This is a genomic window from Roseomonas sp. E05 (assembly GCF_030063475.1).
Taxonomy (GTDB): Bacteria; Pseudomonadota; Alphaproteobacteria; order Acetobacterales; family Acetobacteraceae; genus Pseudoroseomonas.
The window spans coordinates 35717-61367 of sequence record NZ_JASIRT010000017.1 but is presented as its reverse complement, the minus strand read 5'-3'; the positions used below and the strand labels follow the sequence as shown (position 1 = coordinate 61367).

Below are 25651 nucleotides of genomic sequence, written 5' to 3'. Positions count from 1 at the left end.
CGTTGACAGGTCCCACGAAAACGGGATAGAGCGCGGCGCTCCCGACGGCCGGGAAAGCGCGGAGGGGTGCCCGAGTGGCTAAAGGGGACGGACTGTAAATCCGTTGGCGCACGCCTACGTTGGTTCGAATCCAACCCCCTCCATACCGGCCTGCTCGCGACCGGCGTCGCGAAGCAGCCGGGGCGAAGTCCCGGTTGTAAGGCGCCACCGCGCGGCGTACCTTTCGGATGCCGTGCAGTGCGGGTGTAGCTCAATGGTAGAGCCCCAGCCTTCCAAGCTGGTTGTGCGGGTTCGATTCCCGTCACCCGCTCCATGCCGGAGCGGGCGGTGGACCATGGGCCAGGCCAGTTATGGTGCGCCGGTATCGGCGCTGGACCGACAGGGTGACCGATAGATGGCGAAAGCTAAGTTTGAGCGGAACAAGCCGCACTGCAACATTGGGACGATCGGGCACGTTGACCATGGCAAGACGTCGCTGACGGCGGCGATCACCAAGGTTCTGGCGAAGTCGGGCGGTGCGTCGTTCACGGCGTATGACCAGATCGACAAGGCGCCGGAGGAGCGTGCGCGCGGGATCACGATCTCGACGGCGCATGTCGAGTACGAGACGGCGAACCGGCACTACGCGCATGTGGACTGCCCGGGCCACGCCGACTACGTGAAGAACATGATCACCGGCGCGGCGCAGATGGACGGCGCGATCCTGGTGGTGTCGGCGGCCGACGGCCCGATGCCGCAGACGCGCGAGCACATCCTGCTGGCGCGGCAGGTTGGCGTTCCGGCGCTGGTGGTGTTCCTGAACAAGTGCGACATGGCCGATCCCGACCTGCTCGAGCTGGTCGAGATGGAAGTCCGTGAGCTGCTGTCGAGCTACCAGTTTCCTGGCGACGACATTCCGGTGATCAAGGGCTCGGCGCTGATGGCGCTGGAGGACAAGGACCCGGAGCTCGGCGAGAAGGCGATTCTCGCGCTGATGGAGGCGGTGGACAGCTACATCCCGCAGCCGGAGCGCCCGAAGGACCGTCCGTTCCTGATGCCGATCGAGGACGTGTTCTCGATCTCCGGCCGCGGCACGGTGGTGACCGGCCGGGTGGAGCGCGGCATCGTCAAGGTCGGTGATGAAGTCGAGATCGTCGGGCTGAAGGCGACGGTGAAGACGACGGTGACGGGCGTCGAGATGTTCCGCAAGCTGCTGGACAGCGGCGAGGCGGGCGACAACATCGGCGCGCTGCTGCGCGGCACGAAGCGCGAGGACGTGGAGCGCGGCCAGGTTCTGGCGGCCCCCGGCTCGATCAAGCCGCACAACAAGTTCAAGGCCGAGGCCTATGTGCTGACGAAGGAAGAGGGCGGGCGGCACACGCCGTTCTTCACCAACTATCGTCCGCAGTTCTACTTCCGCACGACCGACGTGACCGGCGTGGTGACGCTGCCGGCGGGGGTGGAGATGGTGATGCCGGGCGACAACGTGTCGATGGACGTCGAGCTGATCGCGCCGATCGCGATGGACGAGGGCCTGCGCTTCGCCATCCGCGAGGGCGGCCGCACCGTCGGCGCCGGCGTCGTCGCCTCCATCAGCGCGTAAGCGCCGGCCGCGAGATCTGAATGGAGCGGGCCGCCTTCGGGCGGCCCGCTTTTTTTGTGCCCCGGCGCCAGCCGGCGCCGCCGTAGAACGAGACCCCTCGCATGCCCACCGACCCTGCGCTGCCACCCGGCTGGGCTAGCCAGCACTATGCCGGCTTCGGCCGCCGCTTCCTGGCCCAGGTCATCGACGGGCTGCTGCTCGGGGTGGCGGCCCTCCTGCTGGAGGGCGTGCAGGGTTTTTCCCGGGCCCTGCAGGGCCTGCCGCTCGGGGAGGATGGGCTCTCCCTCGCCTCGGACCTGATGGTGCAGGTGATCCTGGCGCTGATCGTCCTGCTGTTCTGGGCGGCCCGGCAGGCCACGCCGGGCAAGCTGCTGCTGGGCCTGCGCATCGTCGATGCGCGAACGGGCGGCCGGCCGCCTTTCCCCCGCATGCTGGCGCGCTATTTCGGCTACATCCTCTCCACCCTGCCGCTCGGGCTCGGCTACTTCTGGATGCTGTGGGACCGGCGCCGGCAATGCTGGCACGACAAGCTGGGCGGGACGGTGGTGCTTCGGCTGCCGCGCCCCTCGACAGACGCTTTGCGCTGACCTATAGACGCGGTCTCGCGCAGCGCTGGCGCCGCGCAGGGGCGTAGCTCAATTGGCTAGAGCGCCGGTCTCCAAAACCGGAGGTTGGGGGTTCGAGACCCTCCGCCCCTGCCAGTGTGCCGCTTTTCGCCGTGCGAGGCCGGGTCTTGCGGGGTGGCTCCGGTCCGGATGCCGCCCGCGAAGCGTTTCCGGCCATTCAACTGGGGTAGCGATTTTGGCGAAGCTCAATCCCGCGCTGTTCATCCGCGAGGTGCGGCAGGAGGTGGCCCGCGTCACCTGGCCGACGCGCAAGGAGACGCTGATCACCACCGGGCTGGTTCTGGCGCTGTCCGCCGTGGCCGCGGTGTTCTTCCTCCTCACCGACAAGCTCATCCAGTTCGCGGTGGGGCTGTTGTTCGGGTTCGGCGCGTAAGGCGGAGCGAGATCCATGGCCGACATGAAGTGGTACGTCGTTCACGTCTACTCGGGCTTCGAGAAGAAGATTGCCCAGCAGATCAAGGAACAGGCCGCGCAGAAGGGTCTCGCCGACAAGTTCGGCGACATCCTCGTCCCCTCCGAGGAGGTGACGGAGGTTCGCCGCGGGCAGAAGGTCAATTCCGAGCGCAAGTTCTTCCCCGGCTATGTGCTGGTGAAGATGCAGATGTCGGACGAGGCCTGGCATCTGGTGAAGGATACGCCGAAGGTCACCGGCTTCCTCGGTGCCCGCAACAAGCCGAGCCCGATCAGCGAGGCCGAGGCGCTGCGCATCGTGCAGCAGGTGCAGGAGGGCGTGGAGAAGCCGAAGCGCCCCGCCGTGGTCTACGAGGTGGGCGAGCAGGTGCGCGTCGCCGACGGGCCCTTCACCAGCTTCAACGGCACGGTGGAGGAAGTGGACGAGGAGCGCGGCCGCGTGAAGGTCTCGGTTTCCATCTTCGGCCGCGCCACGCCGGTGGAGCTGGAATACGGCCAGGTCGAGAAGCTCTGAGGCGTCTGGCCCGCATGCGCTGATCAGGCGGTTGCGGGCGCGCTGGAGAGCCTTGCTCGATTCACCGGAAGGCGCCGGCCGCATTGCCCGCGGGGCCGCGGCCGGCAGCGCGGCGGCCATGCTGCCCGCCTTCGGCCTGCACCTCGTCTTCGCCGCGGCCTTCGCCTGGATGCTGGGCGGCAGCCTGCCGGTTGCGGCGGCGGCCTGCCTCGCGCTTGGCAATCCGCTCACCCATGCCTTTCTTTTGCCGGCCGAGTTCGCGCTCGGCCGCCTGATCCTGCCGCCACGCCTTGAATTCCTGCCCCGGGAGGGGCCGGCCTGGCTGCTCGCCGGCCTGCCGGCCGCCGAGGAGGTGCTGGTCGGCGGCATCATCCTGGCCTTGCTGGTTGGAGGGCTGGCGGGATTCATGGCGCGTCGTGCGCTGCGGCAGCGCGAGGCCGCCTTTACCCTGCATGAGCCCGTGGTGCTGCACCTGAACGGCCCCATAAACAGTGGGAAGAGCAGCATCGGGCTTGCCCTGACGGACCTGCTGCCCGGCGCGACCTTCCTTGAGGGCGACGCGCACGGCCTGCCGACGAGCCTGCCGCGCGAAAAGCGCTGGGCTGGCGCGCTGCAGCGGATCACCGCAGCGATCGCCACCAGCCAGGCGCCCTGGATGGTGGTGGCCTATCCGCTCGACGAGGCTGCTTATCGCAGCCTTTCCTCCGCCTGCGCGGCGCGGGGCGCGCGGCTTCGGGTGGTGACGCTGGCGCCGCCGCTGGAAGTGGCGCTGACCGAGCGCGGCGGCCGTATGCTCTCCGAGGTGGAGCGGCTGCGAATCCGGGAGATGTATGCCGAAGGCTACGCCGCCCGGCCTTTCTCCGAGCAGATCTTCGACCCCAGCGGGCGGACGCCGGTGGGAAGTGCGAGGAAGCTGGCAGATCTGCTGGATCTGCCGGTGCAACGGTAAGAAAAAGCCCGGGGGAATTCATTCCCCCAGCCTTGTCAGGGCGCCGAAGAGGCTCGGCTTTTCGCCGTCCGGCATGACCGTCACCGTCGCGGTGCGGCCGGGGATCAGGCGCACGCCTTCCGGCACTTGGTCCAGCCTGACGCGCACCGGGATGCGCTGTGCCAGACGCACCCAGGAGAAGGTCGGGTTCACATTGGCGATCAGCCCGCTGGTCTGCTCGCGGTCGGCGATGCCGCCGGCGATGCTTTCCACATGGCCCGAGAGGGGCCTGTCCGGCAGGCCCATCAGCCGCACCTCGACAGGATCGCCGGCATGGATGCGGGCGAGCTTGGTTTCCTCGAAATAGCCCTGCACATGCAGGCTGCTGGCATCCACCAGGGCCATCACCGGGCTGCCGGACGCGACATAGGCGCCGGGGCGCAACGTCAGGTTGGTGATGGTGCCATCCGCCGGGGCGTGGACCTCGGTGCGCTCCAGGTTCAGCTTCGCCAGATCGCGTGCGGCGATCGCTTCCTGCCAGGCGCCCTGGGCGGCGGCGGCCTCGGCCTGTGCCTGGTCGCGCCGCTGGACGGAGACGATGCCCTCGTCCAGGCGGTCATAGCGGCGCTCGTCGCGGCGGGCGCGCTCCAGCGTGGCGGCGCGGCTCTCCACCACCGCCGCGGCCTGCTGCAGGGCGAGGGCGAAGCGGGCGCGATCCAGCCGGAACAGCGGGTCGCCCTTGTGCACCACGGCATTGTCGGAGACCAGCACCTCGGCCACGAAGCCGGAGACATCGGGGGCGATGCCGATGATGTCGGCGCGCACCCGCCCGTCCCGCGTCCAGGGCGCCTCCATGTAGTAGTGCCAGAGCTGCCATCCGACGAGCGCCGCCGCGCCGACCAGCAGCAGGGTGACGAGGACCCGCACCAGGCGGGCGAAGAAGGGCTTCATGGCAGCAGGGACTCCGAAGCGGCGGTGATGCCGCCGAGGACGAGAACGAACAGCGCGAAGTCGAACAGCGGCGCGTGCCAGATCCAGCGGTAGAGGCCGAGGCGGTGCAGGAGCCCGCGCAGCACCGCCGTGACGGGCAGGGCAAGCAGCGCCCAGACCAGCAGGGCGGGCAGGAAGACGCCGTAGAGGTCGAGTTCCGCAATCATGCGACAAGGTTCCTGGCCGGCTCTGGCTGTGGCGCATCGCCGGAGCGCATGGCGGGAGGGGCGGCATCGGGGAAAAGGGCGAGGCGCAGGCCGGACAGCGCCAGGGTGGCGCGGCGGGCGGGCCGCGTCCTGGCCGACAGGCAGGCCTGCAGGGCGGCGTCCAGGCGTTCCAGCAGGGCAGGAGCGGGCAGCCGGCCGCGCGCCGTGGCCGCCACCGCGGCCAGGGTGGCCTCCGTGGCGGCTCGCGCGGAGCGCGGCAGTTCCGCCATGCCCTCGCGCAGCCGCAGCACGTTCAGCGCCGCGCGTAGCTCGGCCAACTCGGTCAGGCGCACGGTCTGGGCGTCAATGGCCGTGAGGCGGGCGGCCAGCGCCTCGAAGCGGTCCAGCATCACGCCCAGGATGCGGCGCAGGTCGGCCGGGGCGCCGCCCTCCGCCATGCTGGCGAGGTCGCGCCGATCGGCCGCCATCAGCCGGTGCACGCGCCAGGCGACGCCGAAGGAGCGGACGAGCCGCGTGATGGCGAGCGCCAGGATCAGCCCGCCGACCGTGGCGAAGCCGCCATCCAGATAAGCGGCGAAATCGGCCGAGGCCGAGTAGGTCTCCTGCAGGCTCATCACCGTCGGCACGGTGACGGCGACGGCGAGGGCCTGCGCCATCACCGCCGGCTGGGCGATCAGCGCGCCGGCGACGAGATACAGCGGAGCCAGCGCCAGGATCAGCAGCGGAAAGCCGTCGATCATCGGCAGGATGGCAAACTGGTAGAGGCCGGCAATCGCCACGGCGAGGATCGAGCCGGTGATGAACTTCTTCAGCGCCGGCGCCGGATCATCGAGCTGGCCGAAGATGCAGAGCGCCACCGCGCCCATCATCGCCAGACTGGAGCCATGCGCCCAGCCGGTGCCGATCCAGAGCGCGCAGCCCAGCAGCAGGGCAAGCCCCGCCGCCAGGCCGGACAGGCCGACCAGCAGCGGATCGACATGGCCGGGCGGGCGGTCCGGCTCGGTGGGCGCGGCTTCCTGCGGCCGTTCGGCCAGCAGGCGCTCCGTCAGCAGCCGGCACTCGCGCCACTGCTCGACCAGCTCGCGCAGCCGCTCCAGCAGGCCCTCGCGTACCAGCGCCGCCCAGGGCTCCGCGGGAATGCCCAGCTGCTCGGCGTCCCGCAGCCGGCCTTCCATGCGGTGCGCCGAAAGGGTGCGGGCGGGGCCGGCGGGGACGTCGATGCTCTGCGCCATCCAGTCGGCCATGTCGGCCAGCAGGGGGCGCAGCGCCGCCGCCGCCGAGGGGTCCAGCACGGCCAGGGTGCGCACCCGCTCGCCGATCGCGGTCAGCAGGGTCGGCAGGGCACGGGCCCGCTCATGCAGCCGCGGCAGCCAGAGAAGCTGCGCCCGGCGATGGGGCGCTTCGTAGCGGGCCTGCTGGAACAGGGCGAGCAGCGCGGCACCGTCCCGCCCGATGCGGCGGCGCTCGGAGGAAAAGCGCACCGGGTCGTGCGGTGCGGTCAGGCTGTCGGCGGCGTAGCGGGCGAGGTCGTTCAGCCAGGCGCGGGTGGCCGCCAGCAGCCGCGGGGCGGAGGGGCGGGGAAAGAGGATGCCATGCATCAGCAGGGCGCAGAGGATGCCCAGGCTGGTCTCGATGACACGGTAGATGGCGGTGTCGAAGATGGTTCCCGGACTGTCCACCATGGGGAAGCAGATCAGCGCCGCCGTGTAGCCCGAAAGCATGAAGCCGTAGGAGCGCGGCGTCGGGTCGTAGAGCGAGGCGGCGAGGCAGAGGCCGATCCAGAGCGCTACGGCGAGGGAGAACAGGATCGGCTCGTCGATCAGGTTCGGCATCGCCAGCACGGAGAAGACACCGCCGCAGAAGGTGCCGATCAGGCGCCAGAGCGCCTTGGCCCGCAGCGCGCCGGTGAAGGTCTGCGAGACGATATAGACGGTGCCCACCGCCCAGTAGGGGCGGGGCAGGTCCAGCGAGAAGGCGATCCAGAGCGCCAGGGCCGCCGCGGCGAAGCTGCGCAGCGAGAAGAGCCAGTCGGCGCGACTCGGGAAGCCGGGCATCAGCGCAATTCCCCCGGGACGCCCCCTGGGACGTCCCCTGGCGCATCTCCGGGCGCACGGCGCGCTGGTACGGGACCTGCCGAGGCGATCCCGGCGCGGAACGGAACGGCCAGTGGAGGCGGGGGAAGGGAGCGCGGCATGGCAAACAGATAGCAACCTCATTATTAGGATTCAAAGCGTGATGCCATCCGCGCCGCCGATACCCGTTATTGCCACGACGGGGCTGGACGGCTTCCCGGCCCTCTCCGGCCGCCGCCTGGGCGAAACGAGTCTGGGGCGCCGGGGTTACGGAACGGCTTCCGCGGCACGGCGACGCGGGCGAGCCATGCGCGGCGTACAGTGCGCGATTGTATGGACTCACGCGGCTCCGAGGGGTATAGGGCCGCCTCCGCCAATTCTCCCCAGGGGCGCGCGCTTCGCGCGACCGGGTGGTTGCGGCGTTTTTTCAGGGACGCGGGAGGCCCTTGCCCAGCGGCGGGGCCGCCAGGACCGCGCGCCTCTGAGAGCACAGAGGACGGACATGGCTAAGAAGATCGTCGGCTACATCAAGCTGCAGATCCCGGCCGGCAAGGCGAACCCCTCGCCGCCGGTGGGTCCCGCGCTGGGTCAGCGCGGCCTGAACATCATGCAGTTCGTGAAGGAATTCAACGCGGCGACGCAGCAGATGGAGCCCGGCACCCCGACGCCGGTCGTCATCACGGCGTATTCCGACCGCACCTTCTCCTTCGTCACCAAGACGCCCCCGAACACCTACTTCCTGCTGAAGGCCGCCAAGCTCGACAAGGGCAGCCAGACCCCGGGCAAGGGTGGCGTGGTCGGCCGCGTGACGAAGGCGCAGCTGCGCGAAATCGCGGCGACGAAGATGAAGGACATGAACGCCAACGACGTCGAGGCCGCCGTGCGCATGCTGGCCGGCTCCGCCCGCTCGATGGGCATGTCCGTGGTGGAGGGCTGAGCTCATGGCCAAGCAGGGCAAGCGTCTGAAGGCGATCTACGCCGGGCTGGACCGTGACAAGCAGTATGCGCTGGCCGAGGCCATCGCGACGCTGAAGTCCGCCGCCAAGGCGAAGTTCGACGAGACCATCGAGATCTCGATGAACCTGGGCATTGACCCGCGCCATGCCGACCAGATGGTGCGCGGCGTGGTCGGCCTGCCGAACGGCACCGGCAAGACGGTGCGCGTGGGCGTCTTCGCCCGCGGCCCGAAGGCCGAGGAGGCGCTGGCCGCCGGCGCCGACGTGGTGGGCGCGGACGACCTCGCCGCCGCGGTGCAGGAAGGCAACATCAACTTCGACCGCTGCATCGCCACGCCCGACATGATGGGCCTGGTGGGCCGGCTCGGTAAGATCCTGGGCCCACGCGGCCTGATGCCGAACCCCCGCCTGGGCACCGTGACGATGGACGTGAAGGGCGCCGTGCAGGCGGCCAAGGCCGGTCAGGTGGAGTTCCGTGCCGAGAAGGCGGGCATCGTGCATGCCGGCATCGGCAAGGTGTCCTTCTCCGATGACCAGCTGGTCGAGAACGCGCGCGCCTTCATCGAGGCCATCCAGCGCGCCAAGCCGACCGGCGCCAAGGGCAGCTACGTGAAGAAGGTTGCCGTGTCCTCCTCTATGGGCCCCGGCCTGAAGGTGGATCTGGCCTCGCTGGCCGCCCAGGCCTGAGCCTGGGCTGAGAAATACGCGCGCCGCCTCCAGGCGGCCGCGGGCAGGGAGCTCCGGCGCAGGCCGTGGCTTCTGAAACCTGTCCGAGAGCGCATGTGGCCCGATCGCGGGCCCTAAGGGGGCGTCAGTCCCGCAGGCGTGAGATGGGGATGCTGAGAGATCGCCGACCGGTGCCGTGCGACGCGCGGCCCGGCGGGATGGGCTTGGTCTTCCGCAGACTCAGACAGGCGAACCGGGGTGTACCGGGGCCATTGGCCCGGGTCCGCCCCCGTGTGAACCGGCCGGTCCCCCTCCACAAGGGCCGGTCACCGACGGAGACGGGAGTTGGATCGTACGGAGAAGCGTGCGTTCGTTGCCTCCCTCGCGGAGGTGTTCGCGGATACTTCCTTTGTGCTCGTCGCCCAGAATAACGGGATGACGGTCGCCGAGGTGAGCAGTCTGCGGCGCCAGATGCGGGCGGCGGGCGCGACGTATAAGGTCGCGAAGAACCGGCTGGCCACCCTCGCCCTCGACGGCACTCGCTTCCAGGGCATCGCGCCGCTGCTGAAGGGGCCGACCGCGCTTGCGTGGTCGACGGATCCCGTCGCAGTGGCGAAGACGGCCACGGAGTTCGCCAAGGGTAACGACAAGTTCGTGATCCTGGGCGGGGCGCTGGGTGAGCAGACGCTGAACGCCGATGGCGTGAAGGCGCTGGCTTCCCTGCCCTCGCTCGAAACCCTGCGTGCGCAGCTGGTGGGTCTCATCCAGACCCCCGCGACGCGCATCGCCGGCGTGCTGCAGGCACCCGGTGGGCAGGTGGCGCGAGTGCTGGCGGCTTACGCCAAGAAGGACGAGGCGGCCTGAGCGGCGCCTTTCGCGGAAGACACCTCCGGCGCCCCAGGGGTGCCGGGGATTGCATTCAACATGCCAAGCGACTACATCGAAGGATAGAGAACCATGGCCGATCTCGCAAAGCTGGTTGACGAGCTCTCCAGCCTGACCGTTCTGGAAGCCGCCGAGCTGTCCAAGCTGCTGGAGGAGAAGTGGGGCGTTTCCGCCGCTGCTCCGGTGGCGGTTGCCGCCGCTCCGGCGGCGGGTGGCGCGGCTGCCCCGGCCGCCGAGGAGCAGACCGAGTTCACGGTCATCCTGGCGAAGTCCGGTGACAAGAAGATCAACGTCATCAAGGAAATCCGCACCATCACCGGCCTGGGCCTGAAGGAGGCCAAGGATCTGGTCGAGGGCGCGCCGAAGACCGTGAAGGAAGGCGTTTCCAAGGACGAGGCCGAGAAGATCAAGAAGGTGCTCGAGGAGAACGGGGCGTCTGTCGAGGTCAAGTGAGGGCTTTCCGGCTGTGCGGCGCCTTCCGGGGCGCCGCCTGGCTGGGCGAGACTGAATGCGAGACGGGCGGGGATCCTCTCGGGTCCCTGCCCGCGACTGCGTTGCGTGAAGCCATCACGCGGCGCGCGACGATCGGGTACCCGCCGGCCGGGGCGGATGGGCCGGAGCGAAGGGAAGCAGGACGGGCATGAACGCAATCACGAAGTCGTTCACCGGGCGGAAGCGCATCCGGAAGTCTTTCGGGCGCCTGCCCGAGGTGGCGCCGATGCCAAACCTCATCGATGTGCAGCGCGCCTCCTATGAAGGCTTTCTGCAGATGGGCGTGGACCCGGATGCCCGCACGAATACCGGGCTCCAGGAAGTGTTCAAGTCGGTCTTCCCGATCGACGATTTTGCCGGGCGCGGCCGCCTGGAGTTCGTCCAGTACGAGCTCGAAGAGCCGAAATACGACGTCGACGAGTGCATGCAGCGGGGGCTCACCTTCGCCGCGCCGCTCAAGGTGCGCCTGCGCCTGATCGTCTGGGACGTGGACGAGGACACCGGGTCCCGCTCCATCCGGGACATCAAGGAGCAGGATGTCTACATGGGCGACATGCCGCTCATGACGGACAACGGCACCTTCATCATCAACGGTACCGAGCGCGTCATCGTCAGCCAGATGCACCGCTCGCCGGGCGTCTTCTTCGACCATGACAAGGGCAAGACGCACAGCAGCGGCAAGTACCTCTTCGCCGCGCGCGTCATCCCCTATCGTGGCTCCTGGCTCGACTTCGAGTTCGACGCCAAGGACATCTGCTACGTCCGCATCGACCGCAAGCGCAAGCTGCCGGCGACGACGCTGCTCTACGCGCTGGATTCCGGCCGCACCGAGGCGCTGCGCGCCGAGCGGGCCGACAGCAGCGGCAGCCTCGAGTCGGGCGAGGTCCGCGGCATGGATGCCGAGGAGATCCTCAACACCTTCTATGAGCAGGTGGTGTTCAGCCGCGGCCCGAAGGGCTGGAGCCAGCCCTTCAACCCGGACTCCTTCCGCGGCGTGAAGCTGCTGGACAACCTGGTGGACGCGGAGAGCGGCGAGGTGGTCGCCGAGCGCGACACCAAGCTGACCCCGCGCCTGGCCCGCAAGATCGCCGAGGCCGGCACCAAGGAGGTGCTGGTCGGGCGCGCGGACCTGCTCGGCCGCTTCGTCGCCGAGGACCTGGTGGACCTCACCACCGGCGAGATCTGGGCCGAGGCGGGCGAGGAGCTGACCGAGCCGAAGCTGGCCGCCATCGAGCAGGCCGGGCTGGACCGGCTGCCAACGCTGGCCATCGGCCAGAATGTCGGGCCGTGGCTGCGCAACACCCTGGCGGTGGACAAGAACGGCAGCCGCGACGAAGCGCTGATGGATATCTACCGGGTCATGCGCCCGGGCGAGCCGCCGACGCCGGAGACCGCCGAGGCGCTGTTCCGCGGCCTGTTCTTCGACGCCGAGCGCTATGACCTCTCCACCGTTGGCCGCGTGAAGATGAACATGCGGCTGGGCTTCAGCCTGGAGGATGTGCCGGACACGGTGCGGGTGCTGCGCAAGGCCGACATCCTGGCCACCCTGCGCACCCTGCTGGAGCTGAAGGACGGCAAGGGCCAGATCGACGACATCGACAATCTCGGCAACCGCCGGGTGCGCTCGGTCGGCGAGCTGATGGAGAACCAGTACCGCGTCGGCCTGCTGCGCATGGAGCGGGCGATCAAGGAGCGCATGGGGTCGGTCGATATCGACACCGTCATGCCGCACGACCTGATCAACGCCAAGCCGGCGGCGGCGGCGGTGCGCGAGTTCTTCGGCTCCTCGCAGCTCTCGCAGTTCATGGACCAGACCAACCCCCTCTCCGAGGTGACGCACAAGCGCCGCCTCTCGGCGCTGGGCCCGGGCGGTCTGACCCGCGAGCGTGCCGGCTTCGAGGTGCGCGACGTGCACCCGACGCATTACGGCCGCATCTGCCCGATCGAGACGCCGGAAGGCCCGAATATCGGCCTGATCAACAGCCTCGCCACCTTCGCCAAGGTGAACAAGTACGGCTTCATCGAGACGCCGTACCGCCTGGTGCGGGATGGCAAGATCACCGGCGAGCCGCGCTACCTCTCCGCCATGGAGGAGGAGAAGCTCGTTGTCGCCCAGGCGGATGCCGAGGTGGACAACGATACCGGCGAATTCCGCTCGGACCTCGTCTCCGTCCGCCAGGGCGGCGACTTCCGGCTGGTGAAGCCGGAGGAGGTGACGGCGATCGACGTCTCGCCGAAGCAGCTGGTCTCGGTGGCCGCGGCGCTGATCCCGTTCCTGGAGAACGATGACGCCAACCGCGCGCTGATGGGCTCCAACATGATGCGGCAGGCCGTGCCGCTGGTGCGTTCCGACGCGCCGCTGGTCGGCACCGGCATGGAAGCGGCCGTGGCGCGCGACTCCGGCGCCACCATCGTGGCGCGCCGTGGCGGCGTGGTGGACTCGATCGACGGCGCCCGCATCGTGGTGCGCGCGACGAACGAGGACGGCACGACGCGCGGCGTCGACATCTACCGGCTGCGCAAGTTCCAGCGCTCCAACCAGAGCACCTGCATCAACCAGCGCCCGCTGGTGAAGGTGGGCGACCTGGTGGCGGCGGGCGACATCATCGCCGATGGTCCGTCCACCGAGCTGGGTGAGCTGGCGCTGGGCCGGAACGTGCTCGTCGCCTTCATGCCGTGGAACGGGTACAACTTCGAGGATTCCATCCTGATCAGCGAGCGCATCGCGACGGATGACGTCTTCACCTCGATCCATATCGAGGAATTCGAGGTGATGGCCCGCGACACCAAGCTGGGCCAGGAGGAGATCACCCGCGACATCCCGAATGTCGGCGAGGAGGCGCTGCGCAACCTCGACGAGGCCGGCATCGTCTATGTCGGCGCCGAGGTGAACCCGGGCGACATCCTGGTCGGCAAGGTGACGCCGAAGGGCGAGAGCCCGATGACGCCGGAGGAGAAGCTGCTCCGCGCCATCTTCGGCGAGAAGGCCTCGGACGTGCGCGACACCTCGCTGCGTCTGCCGCCTGGCACGACCGGGACCATTGTCGATGTGCGCGTGTTCAACCGCCGCGGCGTCGACAAGGACGAGCGCGCCATGGCGATCGACCGCGCCGAGATCGAGCGCCTGGCCAAGGACCGCGACGACGAGAAGTCGATCCAGGAGCGCAGCTTCCACTCGCGCCTGCGCGAGCGGCTGCTCAACCAGAAGGCCAGCGGCGGCTTCAAGGGCGTCAAGGCGGGCACCCCCATCACCGACGAGGTGCTGGACCAGTTCGCCAAGGCCACCTGGCGCCAGATCGGCGTGCAGGATGACGCCGTCATGGTCGAGATCGAGGCGCTGAAGCGCGAGTTCGACGCTGCCGTGGACCGGCTGCAGAAGCGCTTCGAGTCGAAGGTCGAGAAGCTGCAGCGCGGCGACGAGCTGCCGCCCGGCGTGATGAAGATGGTCAAGGTCTTCATCGCGGTGAAGCGCAAGCTGCAGCCCGGCGACAAGATGGCCGGCCGCCACGGCAACAAGGGTGTCGTCTCCCGGGTGGTTCCGGTGGAGGACATGCCCTTCCTGCCGGACGGCACCTCGGTGGACCTGGTGCTGAACCCGCTGGGCGTGCCCTCGCGCATGAACATCGGGCAGATCCTGGAGACCCATCTGGGCTGGGCCTGCGCCAATATCGGCAAGTCCATCGGCGAGCTGGTCGAGGACTACCGCCGGGCGGGCGCGGCGCGCGAGGCGCTGCTCGAGAAGCTCCGCGAGGTGTACGGCCAGGAGATCTTCGACCGCGATATCGAGGACATGACCGAGGAGCAGCTCATCGAGCTGGGGGAGAACCTCAAGAAGGGCGTTCCCATCGCCACCCCGGTCTTCGACGGCGCACGGATCTCGGATATCGAGGGCATGCTCTCCCAGGCGGGCCTCGACACCTCCGGGCAGACCCAGCTGGTCGACGGCCGCTCCGGCGAGCCGTTCGAGCGCAAGGTCACGGTCGGCTACATCTATATGCTGAAGCTGCACCACCTGGTGGACGACAAGATCCACGCACGCTCCATCGGCCCCTACAGCCTGGTCACCCAGCAGCCGCTGGGCGGCAAGGCGCAGTTCGGCGGTCAGCGCTTCGGCGAGATGGAGGTCTGGGCGCTGGAGGCGTATGGCGCCGCCTACACCCTGCAGGAAATGCTGACGGTGAAGTCGGACGACGTGTCCGGCCGCACCAAGGTGTATGAGGCGATCGTGCGCGACCAGGACAACTTCGAGGCCGGCATCCCGGAGTCCTTCAACGTCCTGGTAAAGGAGTTGAAGTCGCTCGGCCTCAATGTCGATCTGGAGAACCGCCCGGCGTGACCCTGCCGATGCGCATAAACGACACTTTTCTCAGCCGCGCCGGGGAGTCCCTGGCGCGGCGGCCTCACCTTGAGAGGACGGCCGCATGAACGAGCTGATGAAGATCCTGGGCCAGACCGGCCAGGCGATGACGTTCGATCAGATCAAGATCACCATCGCCTCGCCCGAGCAGATCCGCTCCTGGTCCTATGGCGAGATCAAGAAGCCCGAGACGATCAACTACCGCACCTTCAAGCCGGAGCGGGACGGTCTTTTCTGTGCGCGCATCTTCGGTCCGATCAAGGACTACGAGTGCCTGTGCGGCAAGTACAAGCGGATGAAGTTCCGCGGCATCATCTGCGAGAAGTGCGGCGTCGAGGTCACGCTGGCCAAGGTGCGCCGCGAGCGCATGGGCCATATCGAGCTGGCCTCGCCGGTCGCGCATATCTGGTTCATGAAGTCGCTGCCTTCGCGCGTCGGCCTGATGGTCGACATGTCGCTGAAGGACCTGGAGAAGGTGCTCTACTTCGAGAGCTACGTGGTGCTGGAGCCGGGTCTGACCGACCTGAAGCTGCACCAGTTGCTGACCGAAGATCAGTACGTCAACAAGCAGGACGAGTTCGGCGAGGACGCCTTCTCCGTCGGCATCGGTGCCGAGGCGGTGAAGCAGATGCTCGCCGGCATCGAGCTGGACCGCGAGAGCACGCAGCTCCGCGCCGACCTCAAGGAGACCACCTCCGAGGCCAAGCGCAAGAAGCTGGTCAAGCGGCTGAAGATGATTGAGTCGTTCAAGGAGGGCGGCGCCCGCCCCGAATGGATGATCCTCGACGTCATCCCGGTGATCCCTCCCGAGCTGCGCCCGCTGGTGCCGCTGGACGGCGGCCGCTTCGCGACCTCCGACCTGAATGACCTCTACCGTCGCGTCATCAACCGCAACAACCGCCTGAAGCGGCTGATCGAGCTGCGCGCGCCGGACATCATCGTGCGCAACGAGAAGCGCATGCTGCAGGAGTCGGTGGACGCGCTGTTCGACAACGGCCGCCGCGGCCGCGCCATCACGGGGGCCAATAAGCGCCCGCTGAAGTCGCTCTCCGACATGCTGAAGGGCAAGCAGGGCCGTTTCCGGCAGAACCTGCTGGGCAAGCGCGTCGACTATTCCGGCCGTTCGGTGATCGTCGTAGGTCCCGAGATGAAGCTGCACCAGTGCGGTTTGCCGAAGAAGATGGCGCTGGAGCTGTTCAAGCCCTTCATCTACTCCAAGCTGGAGAAGTACGGCCACGCCACCACCATCAAGGCCGCCAAGCGGATGGTGGAGAAGGAGCGGCCGGAGGTGTGGGATATCCTCGAAGAGGTTATCCGCGAGCACCCGGTGATGCTGAACCGCGCGCCGACGCTGCACCGCCTGGGCATCCAGGCCTTCGAGCCGGTGCTGGTCGAGGGCAAGGCGATCCAGCTTCACCCGCTGGTCTGCACCGCCTTCAACGCCGACTTCGACGGCGACCAGATGGCCGTGCACGTCCCGCTGAGCCTTGAGGCCCAGCTGGAGGCGCGCGTGCTGATGATGTCCACCAACAACATCCTTAGCCCCGCCAACGGCAAGCCGATCATCGTGCCGAGCCAGGACATCGTCCTCGGCCTCTACTATCTCTCGCTGGAGACGCCGGAGTTCCGGCAGGCCCAGCAGGAGCTGGAGCAGATCCGCGCGCTGATCGCGGGTGCCGACGGCAAGACCGAGGCCGAGCTGACGGAGGAGGAGCGCAAGGCGCTGCTGCACCGCCCGCATGTCTTCGGCGACCTGGGCGAGGTGGAGCAGGCTCTGGCTAGCGGCGCCATCACGCTGCACACGGCCGTCATGGCCCGCGTGCCGGCGCCGACCGCCGAGAATGCCAGCCGCCGTGAGACGGTGCTGACCACGGCCGGCCGCATGATGATGGGCGCGCTGCTGCCCCGGGACCCGCGCACGCCCTACAGCCTGGTCAACCGCCAGCTGACCAAGAAGTCCATCTCGGACGTCATGGACGCGGTCTACCGCCATTGCGGCCAGAAGGAGTCGGTGATCTTCGCCGACCGCCTGATGTCGCTCGGCTTCAAGCAGGCGGCCAAGGCCGGCATCTCCTTCGGCAAGGACGACATGATGATCCCCGCCGAGAAGGAGGGGCTCATCGCGCGCACCAAGGCCGAGGTGAAGGAGTTCGAGCAGCAGTATCTCGACGGCCTGATCACGGCCGGCGAGCGCTACAACAAGGTGGTCGACGCCTGGTCGCGCTGCACGGACGAGGTCGCCACGGCGATGATGAAGGAGATCTCCCGCCAGGAGGTCGGCCGCGTCACCAACAGCGTCTGGATGATGTCGCATTCCGGTGCGCGTGGCTCGCCGGCGCAGATGCGCCAGCTCGCCGGCATGCGCGGCCTGATGGCCAAGCCCTCGGGCGAGATCATCGAGCAGCCGATCATCTCGAACTTCAAGGAAGGCCTGACGGTGCTGGAGTACTTCAACTCCACGCACGGCGCCCGCAAGGGCCTGGCCGACACCGCGCTGAAGACGGCGAACTCGGGCTACCTGACCCGCCGCCTGGTGGACGTGGCGCAGGACTGCATCATCGTCGAGGATGATTGCGGCACCGAGCGCGGCATCACCGTGCGCGCCGTGATGGATGGCGGCGAGGTGGTCTCCTCGCTCTCCGAGCGGATCCTCGGGCGGACGGTGCAGCGCGAGATCGTCCACCCGGACACAGGCGAGGTGCTGCTGCCGCGCAACGCGCTGATCGAGGAAGCCGATGCCGAGCGCATCGAGAAGGCCGGCGTGGAGGAGGTCTATATCCGCTCCGTGCTGACCTGCGAGGCGCGCTCGGGCGTCTGCGGCCACTGCTACGGCCGTGACCTGGCGCGCGGCACGCCGGTGAACATCGGCGAGGCGGTCGGCGTCATCGCGGCGCAGTCGATCGGCGAGCCGGGCACGCAGCTGACCATGCGTACCTTCCACATCGGCGGCGCGGCGACCCGGGGCGCCGAGCAGTCGGCGGTGGAGGCGACGGGCGAGGGCACGGTTGTGGTGCTGAACCGCAACGTCGTCACCAACAGCCAGGGCGCGACCATCGTCATGGCGCGGAACTGCGAGATCGTGCTCAGCGACACCAATGGCCGCGAGCGCGCCCGCTACCGTGTGCCCTATGGTGCCCGCCTGCTGGTCGCGGAGGACGGCCTGGCCGTCAGCCGTGGCCAGAAGCTGGCCGAGTGGGACCCGTTCACCCTGCCGATCATCACCGAGAAGGGCGGCGCCGTCGAATATGCCGACCTGATCGAGGGCGTGACGCTGGTGGAGCGGCAGGACGAGGTGACCGGCCTCTCCTCCAAGGTGGTGGTGGACTACAAGCAGGCCGCCAAGGGTGCCGACCTGCGCCCGCGCATCATCCTGAAGGACGAGCGCGGCGCGATCGTGCGCCTCGCGAACGGCGCCGAGGCCCGCTACTTCCTCTCGCCGGACTCGATCCTCTCGGTGGAGAACGGCGCCGCGGTGCAGGCCGGCGACGTCATCGCCCGCCTGCCGCGCGAAAGCTCCAAGACCCGCGACATCACCGGCGGTCTGCCGCGCGTCGCGGAGCTCTTCGAGGCGCGCCGGCCGAAGGACCACGCGATCATCAGCGAGATCGATGGGCGCGTGGAGTTCGGCAAGGACTACAAGGCGAAGCGCCGCATCCTGGTGGTGCCGGAGCAGATCGGCGACGAGCCGCCGACCCCGCGCGAGTACCTGGTGCCGAAGGGCAAGCACGTCTCGGTGCAGGAAGGCGACTACGTGAAGGCCGGTGACCCGCTGGTCGACGGTCCGCGCGTGCCGCATGACATCCTGCGGGTGCTGGGCGTCGAGGCGCTGGCGAACTACCTGGTGAATGAGATCCAGGACGTCTATCGACTGCAGGGCGTGAAGATCAACGATAAGCATATCGAGGTGATCGTCCGTCAGATGCTGCAGAAGGTGGAAATCCTGGATCCGGGCGACACCACTTTCCTGGTCGGTGAGACGGTCGAGCGCATCGAGTTCGAGATCGAGAACGAGAAGCTCATCGCCAACAAGGAGCGCCCGGCGCGCGCCGAGCCGGTGCTGCAGGGCATCACCAAGGCCTCGCTGCAGACCACCAGCTTCATCTCGGCGGCCTCCTTCCAGGAGACGACGCGGGTGCTGACCGAGGCGGCGGTGGCCGGCAAGGTGGACCACCTGGCGGGCCTGAAGGAGAACGTCATCGTCGGGCGCCTGATCCCGGCGGGCACGGGCTCCGTGATGAACCGGCTGCGCGCGCTGGCGGCCCAGCGCGACCGTCAGCGGCTGCCGCAGGGCCAGGGCGCGCTGCCCCGGCCGGGAAGCCAGGCGGCGGAGTAACGGAAGGGCTGCGGGTCGGGGTTGGACCCCGCTCCGCAGCCAGGCTGAAGCTGGCCGGCGCGCTCTGCGCCGGCTGCATGGGAGCCGGGCTCGATTCGGGCCCGGATTCTTTTGTTGAAGGGTGCGGCGTGCTTGACTCATGGGGGGTCGGCGCGTAGGTTCCGCGCCCTCGACGGGGTCGATCCCTACCTGGATCGGCCTGCGGAGTTCTGGACGACAGGTTCTGAGCCGCCGGTGCCGCCGCCCTCTGGGTAGGCCGAGGCCGGAGGCGGGACACAGGGCCCGAAGGGTGGCGCAGCCGCGCCATTCCCTCGGGCGCTCTTGCTTGGCAAGGGACCTGGGCGTTGGAAAAAGGGCACGAAGGGGCGTCATGCCGACGATCAACCAGCTCATCGCCACTGGGCGTGAGCCCAAGCCGAGCCGTAACAAGGTTCCGGCCCTGCAGGGCTGCCCGCAAAAGCGTGGCGTCTGCACTCGCGTTTACACCACCACTCCGAAGAAGCCGAACTCGGCGCTGCGCAAGGTGGCCAAGGTTCGCCTGGTGAACGGCTACGAAGTCGTTTCCTACATCCCGGGCGAGGGGCACAACCTGCAGGAGCACTCGGTGGTGCTGATCCGCGGCGGCCGCGTGAAGGACCTTCCCGGTGTGCGCTATCACATCCTGCGCGGCGTGCTGGACACGCAGGGCATCGCCAAGCGGCGCAAGCGGCGCTCGCTGTATGGCGCGAAGCGGCCGAAGTAAGGGATAGAGAGCGATGTCGCGTCGCCACAGCGCCGAGAGGCGAGAAGTCCTGCCGGACCCGAAGTTCGGGGACATTGTGCTCAGCCGTTTCATGAACGTGCTGATGTATGACGGCAAGAAGAGCACGGCCGAGCGTATTGTCTACGCCGCCATGGACACCCTGAAGCGCCGTGGTGGGCCCAACAGCGATCCGCTGCGCCTCTTCCACGAGGCGATGGACAATGTGAAGCCGGCCGTCGAGGTCCGCTCCCGCCGTGTCGGCGGCGCCACCTACCAGGTGCCCGTCGAGGTCCGCCCCGAGCGGCGCCAGGCTCTCGCCATCCGTTGGCTGATCGAGTCTGCCCGCAAGCGCGGCGAGCACACGATGGAGGAGCGGCTTTCTTCCGAGCTGATGGACGCGGCGAACAACCGCGGCACCGCCGTGAAGAAGCGCGAAGACACGCACCGGATGGCCGAGGCCAACAAGGCCTTCAGCCACTACCGCTGGTAACGACACCCGATCGGGGACGAAGACAATGGCGAAAGCTAAGTTTGAGCGGAACAAGCCGCACTGCAACATTGGGACGATCGGGCACGTTGACCATGGCAAGACGTCGCTGACGGCGGCGATCACCAAGGTTCTGGCGAAGTCGGGCGGTGCGTCGTTCACGGCGTATGACCAGATCGACAAGGCGCCGGAGGAGCGTGCGCGCGGGATCACGATCTCGACGGCGCATGTCGAGTACGAGACGGCGAACCGGCACTACGCGCATGTGGACTGCCCGGGCCACGCCGACTACGTGAAGAACATGATCACCGGCGCGGCGCAGATGGACGGCGCGATCCTGGTGGTGTCGGCGGCCGACGGCCCGATGCCGCAGACGCGCGAGCACATCCTGCTGGCGCGGCAGGTTGGCGTTCCGGCGCTGGTGGTGTTCCTGAACAAGTGCGACATGGCCGATCCCGACCTGCTCGAGCTGGTCGAGATGGAAGTCCGTGAGCTGCTGTCGAGCTACCAGTTTCCTGGCGACGACATTCCGGTGATCAAGGGCTCGGCGCTGATGGCGCTGGAGGACAAGGACCCGGAGCTCGGCGAGAAGGCGATTCTCGCGCTGATGGAGGCGGTGGACAGCTACATCCCGCAGCCGGAGCGCCCGAAGGACCGTCCGTTCCTGATGCCGATCGAGGACGTGTTCTCGATCTCCGGCCGCGGCACGGTGGTGACCGGCCGGGTGGAGCGCGGCATCGTCAAGGTCGGTGATGAAGTCGAGATCGTCGGGCTGAAGGCGACGGTGAAGACGACGGTGACGGGCGTCGAGATGTTCCGCAAGCTGCTGGACAGCGGCGAGGCGGGCGACAACATCGGCGCGCTGCTGCGCGGCACGAAGCGCGAGGACGTGGAGCGCGGCCAGGTTCTGGCGGCCCCCGGCTCGATCAAGCCGCACAACAAGTTCAAGGCCGAGGCCTATGTGCTGACGAAGGAAGAGGGCGGGCGGCACACGCCGTTCTTCACCAACTATCGTCCGCAGTTCTACTTCCGCACGACCGACGTGACCGGCGTGGTGACGCTGCCGGCGGGGGTGGAGATGGTGATGCCGGGCGACAACGTGTCGATGGACGTCGAGCTGATCGCGCCGATCGCGATGGACGAGGGCCTGCGCTTCGCCATCCGCGAGGGCGGCCGCACCGTCGGCGCCGGCGTCGTCGCCTCCATCAGCGCGTAAGCGGACGCGGAAAGAGACAGGCGCCAGACCATGGACAGCCAGAACATCCGCATCCGCCTCAAGGCGTTCGATCACCGCGTGCTGGATGGCAGCACGCGGGAGATCGTGAACACCGCGAAGCGGACCGGCGCGCGCGTGCGGGGCCCCATCCCGCTGCCGACCGAGATCGAGCGGTTCACCGTGAACCGCTCCCCGCATGTCGACAAGAAGAGCCGTGAGCAGTTCGAGATCCGGACGCATCGGCGACTGCTTGATATCGTCGACCCCACCCCGCAGACCGTGGACGCGCTGATGAAGCTCGACCTGGCCGCCGGTGTGGATGTCGAGATCAAGCTCTAAGGCCCGGGGGAGCAATCTGCCATGGCCGCGAAGAATGGTCGCACCGGCCTGATCGCGAAGAAGCTGGGTATGACCCGGCTGTTCAACGACGACGGCTCGACCGTGCCCGTCACCGTGCTGCACCTCGACCAGGTGCGCGTGGTGGCGACCCGCACGGATGAGAAGGACGGTTATAGTGCGGTGCAGCTGGGCATTGGCCTGGCGAAGCCGAAGAACGTCTCGAAGCCCAACAAGGGTCATTTCGCCAAGGCGGGTGTCGAGGCTCCGAAGAAGGTTGTGGAGTTCCGGGTGGCCGCCGAGGCCGCGCTGGAGCCGGGCGCCAAGCTGACCGCGAATCACTTCGTGAAGGGTCAGCTGGTCGACGTGACCGGGCAGTCGAAGGGCAAGGGCTTCGCGGGTGCGATGAAGCGCTGGAACTTCAGCGGCCTGGAAGCGACGCACGGCGTCTCGATCAGCCACCGTAGCCATGGTTCGACGGGTAACCGTCAGGACCCAGGCAAGACCTTCAAGAACAAGAAGATGGCTGGCCATCTGGGTGTTGAGCGCGTGACCACGCAGAACCTGGAGGTCGCCGGTTTCGACCTCGAGAAGGGTCTGCTGATGGTCAAGGGCGCGGTGCCTGGTGCGAAGGGCGGGTATGTGCTGGTGCGCGACGCGGTGAAGTCCGCGCGCCATGCCGATGCGCCGTTCCCCGCGGCCGTGGCCTGAGGGTAACGACATGCAGGTTCCTGTCATCACCCTGGATAACGGCCAGGCCGGCGAGATCGATCTCCCGGACGCGCTGTTCGCCGCTACTCCTCGCGCCGACGTCATGGCGCGCGTGGTGCACTGGCAGCTCGCCAAGCGCCGCGCCGGCACCCACAAGGTGAAGGGGATGGCCGAGGTTTCCGGGACGACCAAGAAGCCGTATCGGCAGAAGGGCACCGGCAACGCGCGCCAGGGCTCGCTCCGCGCGCCGCAGTACCGCACCGGTGGTGTGGTGCACGGCCCCGTCGTGCGCGACCATGGCTACGCGCTGAACAAGAAGGTCCGCCGCCTGGGCCTGATCAGCGCGCTGAGCCAGAAGGCTGCCGAGGGCAAGCTGATCGTCCTCGACACCGCCGCGCTGGGCGCCGAGGCCAAGACCTCCGCTGTGGCCTCGAAGGTCAAGGCGCTGGGCTGGAAGAGCGCGCTGGTGGTGGACGCCACGGTCGAGGACGGCTTCGGCCGGGCCGTGCGCAATCTCCCGCACGTGAACGTTCTGCCGACGCTTGGTGCGAACGTCTACGACATCCTGAACCATGATGTTCTGGCGGTGACACGCCAGGCCATCGAGGCTCTGAAGGAGCGGCTGGCATGAGCGAGACCGCGACCAAGAAGCCCGCGATCGTGATCTCGCGCGAGAAGATGTATCAAACCATCCTCGCGCCGGTCATCACCGAGAAGGCCACCGGCCTCGCCGAGCAGAACCAGGTCACCTTCAAGGTGCCGCTGTCTGCCACGAAGCCGGAGATCAAGGCCTCGGTGGAGGGTCTGTTCGGCGTGAAGGTTCTCGCCGTGAACACGATCCTGACCAAGGGCAAGACCAAGCGGGTGCGTGGCCGCGAGGGCCAGCGCTCCGACTGGAAAAAGGCGATCGTGCGCCTGGCCGAAGGCCAGAGCATCGATCTCACCACGGGGCTCGCTTAACGCCATGGCGCTGAAGCACTTTAACCCGGTCACCCCGAGCCAGCGCGGGACGATCCTTATTGATCGTTCCGAGCTGTACAAGGGCAAGCCGGTCAAGCAGCTGACGGAGGGCAAGAACCACTCCGGCGGCCGCAACAATCATGGTCGCATCACCGTCCGGTTCAGGGGCGGCGGACACAAGCAGAGCTACCGCGTCGTCGATTTCAAGCGGCGGAAGTTCGATGTGCCGGCCACCGTGGAGCGGCTGGAATACGATCCCAACCGCACCGCCTTCATCGCGCTGCTGAAGTACGAGGATGGCGAACTCGCCTACATCCTCGCGCCGCAGCGCCTGAAGGTGGGTGACACGGTGGTGGCGGGTGAGCGCGTCGACATCAAGCCGGGCAACGCGATGCCGCTCGGCTCGATCCCGGTCGGCACGATCGTCCACAACATCGAGATGAAGCCCGGTGCTGGCGGCAAGATCGCCCGCTCGGCCGGCACCTACGCCCAGCTCGTCGGCAAGGACGCCGGCTATGCGCAGGTGAAGCTGATGTCCGGCGAGCTGCGCCTGGTGCGTGGCGAGTGCATGGCCTCCATCGGTGCGGTGTCCAACCCGGACAACCAGAACCAGGAGATCGGCAAGGCCGGTCGCAGCCGCTGGCTGGGCCGTCGCCCGCACAACCGCGGCGTCGTGATGAACCCGGTCGATCACCCGCATGGTGGTGGTGAGGGCCGGACCTCGGGCGGTCGTCACCCGGTCACTCCCTGGGGCAAGCCGACCAAGGGTTACAAGACCCGCACCAACAAGCGCACGGACAAGCTGATCGTCCGTCGCCGCAACGTGACGAAGGGCTGACCGCGATGTCGCGCAGTGTCTGGAAGGGCCCGTTCGTCGACGGTTACCTGCTGAACAAGGCGGAAGCGGCGCGTGCCTCCACCCGCAACGAGGTCATCAAGATCTGGTCGCGGCGGAGCACGATCCTGCCGCAGTTCGTGGGGCTGACCTTCGGCGTGTACAACGGGAAGAAGTTCATCCCCGTGCAGGTGTCGGAGAACATGGTGGGGCACAAGTTCGGCGAGTTCTCGCCGACCCGCACCTTCACCGGCCACTCGTCGGACAAGAAGGCGAAGCGAGGCTGATGCGATGAGCAAGCCGAAGCACGAGCGCACGCTCGCCGAGACCGCGGCGCAGGCCGTCACCCGGAACATCCGGGTGTCGCCGCGCAAGCTGAACCTGGCCGCCGGCCTGATCCGTGGCAAGAAGGCGCAGGACGCGGTCGCGATCCTGACCTTCTCCAAGCGCCGGATCGCCCAGACCGTGAAGGCGACGCTGGAGAGCGCCATCGCGAACGCGGAGAACAACCACCAGCTCGATGTCGACCGCCTGGTCGTCGAGCGGGTGGAAGTGGGCCGCGCCATCGTGATGAAGCGCTTCCATGCGCGCGGCCGCGGCAAGGCGGCGCGGGTCGAGAAGTGGTTCAGCCACCTGTCGATCACGGTTGCCGAGCAGCAGGCGGAAGCCGAGCCGGCACAGCAGGAGGCCGCGTAACATGGGCCACAAAGTCAATCCGATCGGGCTGCGGCTCGGCATCAACCGCACCTGGGACTCCCGCTGGTTCGCCGGCGAGGACTATTCCCGGCTGCTGCATGATGACCTCAAGCTGCGCAAGACCCTGAAGGACCGCCTGAAGGGTGCGGGCGTCTCGAAGGTGATCATCGAGCGTCCGGCGAAGAAGCCCCGCGTGACGATCCACGCCGCCCGTCCGGGCGTCGTGATCGGCAAGAAGGGCGCCGACATCGAGGTGCTGCGCAAGGACCTGGCGAAGCTCGCCGGAGCCGAGGTGGCGCTGAACATCGTCGAGATCCGCAAGCCGGAGATCGAGGCGCAGCTGGTGGCGGAGAGCATCGCCCAGCAGCTGGAGCGCCGCGTGGCCTTCCGCCGGGCGATGAAGCGCGCGGTGCAGTCCGCCATGCGCCTTGGCGCCGGCGGCATCCGGATCAATTGCGGCGGCCGCCTCGGCGGTGCCGAGATCGCCCGGATGGAGTGGTATCGCGAGGGGCGGGTGCCGCTGCACACGCTGCGCGCCGATATCGACTATGGCACGGCGACCGCGAAGACCACCTATGGCACCTGCGGTGTCAAGGTGTGGATCTTCAAGGGCGAGATCCTGGCTCATGATCCGCTGGCGCAGGACAAGCGCGCTGCGGAGCAGGCGCCGCAGCGCTGAGGGGTATAGG

25 protein-coding genes and 3 tRNA genes are annotated in these 25651 nt (G+C 68.1%); 25 read left to right on the top strand and 3 right to left on the bottom strand.

Features of this window, described 5'->3' with window-relative positions; all coding sequences use genetic code 11:
* The first annotated feature begins 60 nt into the window (after positions 1-60).
* The 8 genes from QMO56_RS16755 (at position 61) to QMO56_RS16720 (ending at position 4082) form a co-directional block, all read left to right on the top strand.
* Positions 61-143 (top strand) — tRNA-Tyr (locus tag QMO56_RS16755).
* Between the two features lie 96 nt (positions 144-239).
* Positions 240-313, top strand: a tRNA-Gly gene (locus tag QMO56_RS16750).
* Between the two features lie 81 nt (positions 314-394).
* Positions 395-1582 carry an elongation factor Tu gene (tuf, locus tag QMO56_RS16745; RefSeq protein ID WP_283527487.1) on the top strand — a complete coding sequence of 396 codons (1188 nt, stop codon included), beginning with the start codon at positions 395-397 and terminating at the stop codon, positions 1580-1582.
* A gap of 101 nt (positions 1583-1683) precedes the next feature.
* Positions 1684-2169 (top strand): RDD family protein, encoded by a 486-nt coding sequence (locus QMO56_RS16740; RefSeq protein WP_283527515.1) that lies wholly within the window; start codon positions 1684-1686, stop codon positions 2167-2169.
* A gap of 37 nt (positions 2170-2206) precedes the next feature.
* Positions 2207-2283: transfer RNA gene (locus QMO56_RS16735), tRNA-Trp, on the top strand.
* 100 nt (positions 2284-2383) lie between these two features.
* Positions 2384-2581, top strand: a complete 198-nt coding sequence (gene secE, locus QMO56_RS16730) for a preprotein translocase subunit SecE (RefSeq protein ID WP_283527513.1) — start codon at positions 2384-2386, stop codon at positions 2579-2581.
* A gap of 15 nt (positions 2582-2596) precedes the next feature.
* On the top strand, positions 2597-3133 hold the full coding sequence (nusG, locus tag QMO56_RS16725; protein ID WP_283527511.1) for a transcription termination/antitermination protein NusG: 537 nt from the start codon (positions 2597-2599) through the stop codon (positions 3131-3133).
* A 31-nt stretch (positions 3134-3164) separates the two neighbouring features.
* The gene (locus QMO56_RS16720) at positions 3165-4082 is read left to right on the top strand and encodes a DUF2062 domain-containing protein (RefSeq protein ID WP_283527509.1); all 918 of its coding nucleotides are present in this window, start codon (positions 3165-3167) and stop codon (positions 4080-4082) included.
* Positions 4083-4100: 18 nt separating this feature from the next.
* Here the strand turns inward: QMO56_RS16720 and QMO56_RS16715 are convergent, their stop codons facing one another.
* The 3 genes from QMO56_RS16715 to QMO56_RS16705 are packed head-to-tail and all read right to left on the bottom strand — an operon-like array spanning position 4101 to position 7272.
* The gene (locus tag QMO56_RS16715) at positions 4101-5012 is read right to left on the bottom strand and encodes an HlyD family secretion protein (protein WP_283527507.1); all 912 of its coding nucleotides are present in this window, start codon (positions 5010-5012) and stop codon (positions 4101-4103) included.
* Positions 5009-5218, bottom strand: coding sequence for a DUF1656 domain-containing protein (locus tag QMO56_RS16710; protein WP_283527505.1), 210 nt, complete (start codon positions 5216-5218; stop codon positions 5009-5011). Before QMO56_RS16710 ends, QMO56_RS16715 begins: the two co-directional genes overlap by 4 nt.
* Entirely contained in the window at positions 5215-7272 is a 2058-nt protein-coding gene (locus QMO56_RS16705) for an FUSC family protein (protein ID WP_283527503.1), read from the bottom strand. The genes QMO56_RS16710 and QMO56_RS16705 overlap by 4 nt, the downstream gene beginning before the upstream one ends.
* A gap of 520 nt (positions 7273-7792) precedes the next feature.
* On the opposite strand from QMO56_RS16705, the gene rplK reads away from it, so the two are divergent.
* The 17 genes from rplK (at position 7793) to rpsC (ending at position 25641) form a co-directional block, all read left to right on the top strand.
* Positions 7793-8227 (top strand): 50S ribosomal protein L11, encoded by a 435-nt coding sequence (gene rplK / locus QMO56_RS16700; RefSeq protein ID WP_283527501.1) that lies wholly within the window; start codon positions 7793-7795, stop codon positions 8225-8227.
* Positions 8228-8231: 4 nt separating this feature from the next.
* A complete protein-coding gene (rplA, locus tag QMO56_RS16695; protein WP_283527499.1) occupies positions 8232-8933 on the top strand; it encodes a 50S ribosomal protein L1 in 702 nt (233 codons plus the stop codon).
* 324 nt (positions 8934-9257) lie between these two features.
* Positions 9258-9776: a 50S ribosomal protein L10 gene (gene rplJ / locus QMO56_RS16690; RefSeq protein ID WP_283527497.1), complete on the top strand. Its 519-nt coding sequence runs from the start codon at positions 9258-9260 to the stop codon at positions 9774-9776.
* Positions 9777-9869: 93 nt separating this feature from the next.
* Positions 9870-10250, top strand: a complete 381-nt coding sequence (gene rplL / locus QMO56_RS16685) for a 50S ribosomal protein L7/L12 (RefSeq protein ID WP_283527495.1) — start codon at positions 9870-9872, stop codon at positions 10248-10250.
* A gap of 187 nt (positions 10251-10437) precedes the next feature.
* Positions 10438-14625, top strand: a complete 4188-nt coding sequence (gene rpoB, locus QMO56_RS16680; RefSeq protein WP_283527493.1) for a DNA-directed RNA polymerase subunit beta — start codon at positions 10438-10440, stop codon at positions 14623-14625.
* Positions 14626-14710: 85 nt separating this feature from the next.
* Entirely contained in the window at positions 14711-18979 is a 4269-nt protein-coding gene (gene rpoC / locus QMO56_RS16675; RefSeq protein WP_283527491.1) for a DNA-directed RNA polymerase subunit beta', read from the top strand.
* A 370-nt stretch (positions 18980-19349) separates the two neighbouring features.
* Positions 19350-19721: a 30S ribosomal protein S12 gene (gene rpsL / locus QMO56_RS16670; protein ID WP_160939396.1), complete on the top strand. Its 372-nt coding sequence runs from the start codon at positions 19350-19352 to the stop codon at positions 19719-19721.
* A 13-nt stretch (positions 19722-19734) separates the two neighbouring features.
* On the top strand, positions 19735-20211 hold the full coding sequence (gene rpsG / locus QMO56_RS16665) for a 30S ribosomal protein S7 (RefSeq protein WP_160939395.1): 477 nt from the start codon (positions 19735-19737) through the stop codon (positions 20209-20211).
* Positions 20212-20236: 25 nt separating this feature from the next.
* Entirely contained in the window at positions 20237-21424 is a 1188-nt protein-coding gene (tuf, locus tag QMO56_RS16660) for an elongation factor Tu (protein WP_283527487.1), read from the top strand.
* Between the two features lie 30 nt (positions 21425-21454).
* Positions 21455-21763 (top strand): 30S ribosomal protein S10, encoded by a 309-nt coding sequence (gene rpsJ / locus QMO56_RS16655; RefSeq protein ID WP_007004401.1) that lies wholly within the window; start codon positions 21455-21457, stop codon positions 21761-21763.
* 21 nt (positions 21764-21784) lie between these two features.
* A complete protein-coding gene (gene rplC / locus QMO56_RS16650) occupies positions 21785-22471 on the top strand; it encodes a 50S ribosomal protein L3 (RefSeq protein ID WP_283527481.1) in 687 nt (228 codons plus the stop codon).
* A 10-nt stretch (positions 22472-22481) separates the two neighbouring features.
* Positions 22482-23102 carry a 50S ribosomal protein L4 gene (gene rplD / locus QMO56_RS16645; RefSeq protein ID WP_283527479.1) on the top strand — a complete coding sequence of 207 codons (621 nt, stop codon included), beginning with the start codon at positions 22482-22484 and terminating at the stop codon, positions 23100-23102.
* Complete coding sequence (locus QMO56_RS16640; protein ID WP_283527477.1) at positions 23099-23431, top strand: 50S ribosomal protein L23; 333 nt, start codon at positions 23099-23101, stop codon at positions 23429-23431. The genes rplD and QMO56_RS16640 overlap by 4 nt, the downstream gene beginning before the upstream one ends.
* Before the next feature lie 4 nt (positions 23432-23435).
* Positions 23436-24269 carry a 50S ribosomal protein L2 gene (gene rplB / locus QMO56_RS16635; protein ID WP_283527475.1) on the top strand — a complete coding sequence of 278 codons (834 nt, stop codon included), beginning with the start codon at positions 23436-23438 and terminating at the stop codon, positions 24267-24269.
* Positions 24270-24274: 5 nt separating this feature from the next.
* Positions 24275-24553 carry a 30S ribosomal protein S19 gene (gene rpsS, locus QMO56_RS16630; RefSeq protein WP_076958669.1) on the top strand — a complete coding sequence of 93 codons (279 nt, stop codon included), beginning with the start codon at positions 24275-24277 and terminating at the stop codon, positions 24551-24553.
* A 4-nt stretch (positions 24554-24557) separates the two neighbouring features.
* Positions 24558-24962 (top strand): 50S ribosomal protein L22, encoded by a 405-nt coding sequence (gene rplV, locus QMO56_RS16625; RefSeq protein ID WP_283527471.1) that lies wholly within the window; start codon positions 24558-24560, stop codon positions 24960-24962.
* A 1-nt stretch (position 24963) separates the two neighbouring features.
* Positions 24964-25641: a 30S ribosomal protein S3 gene (rpsC, locus tag QMO56_RS16620; protein WP_283527469.1), complete on the top strand. Its 678-nt coding sequence runs from the start codon at positions 24964-24966 to the stop codon at positions 25639-25641.
* Positions 25642-25651 lie beyond the last annotated feature (10 nt).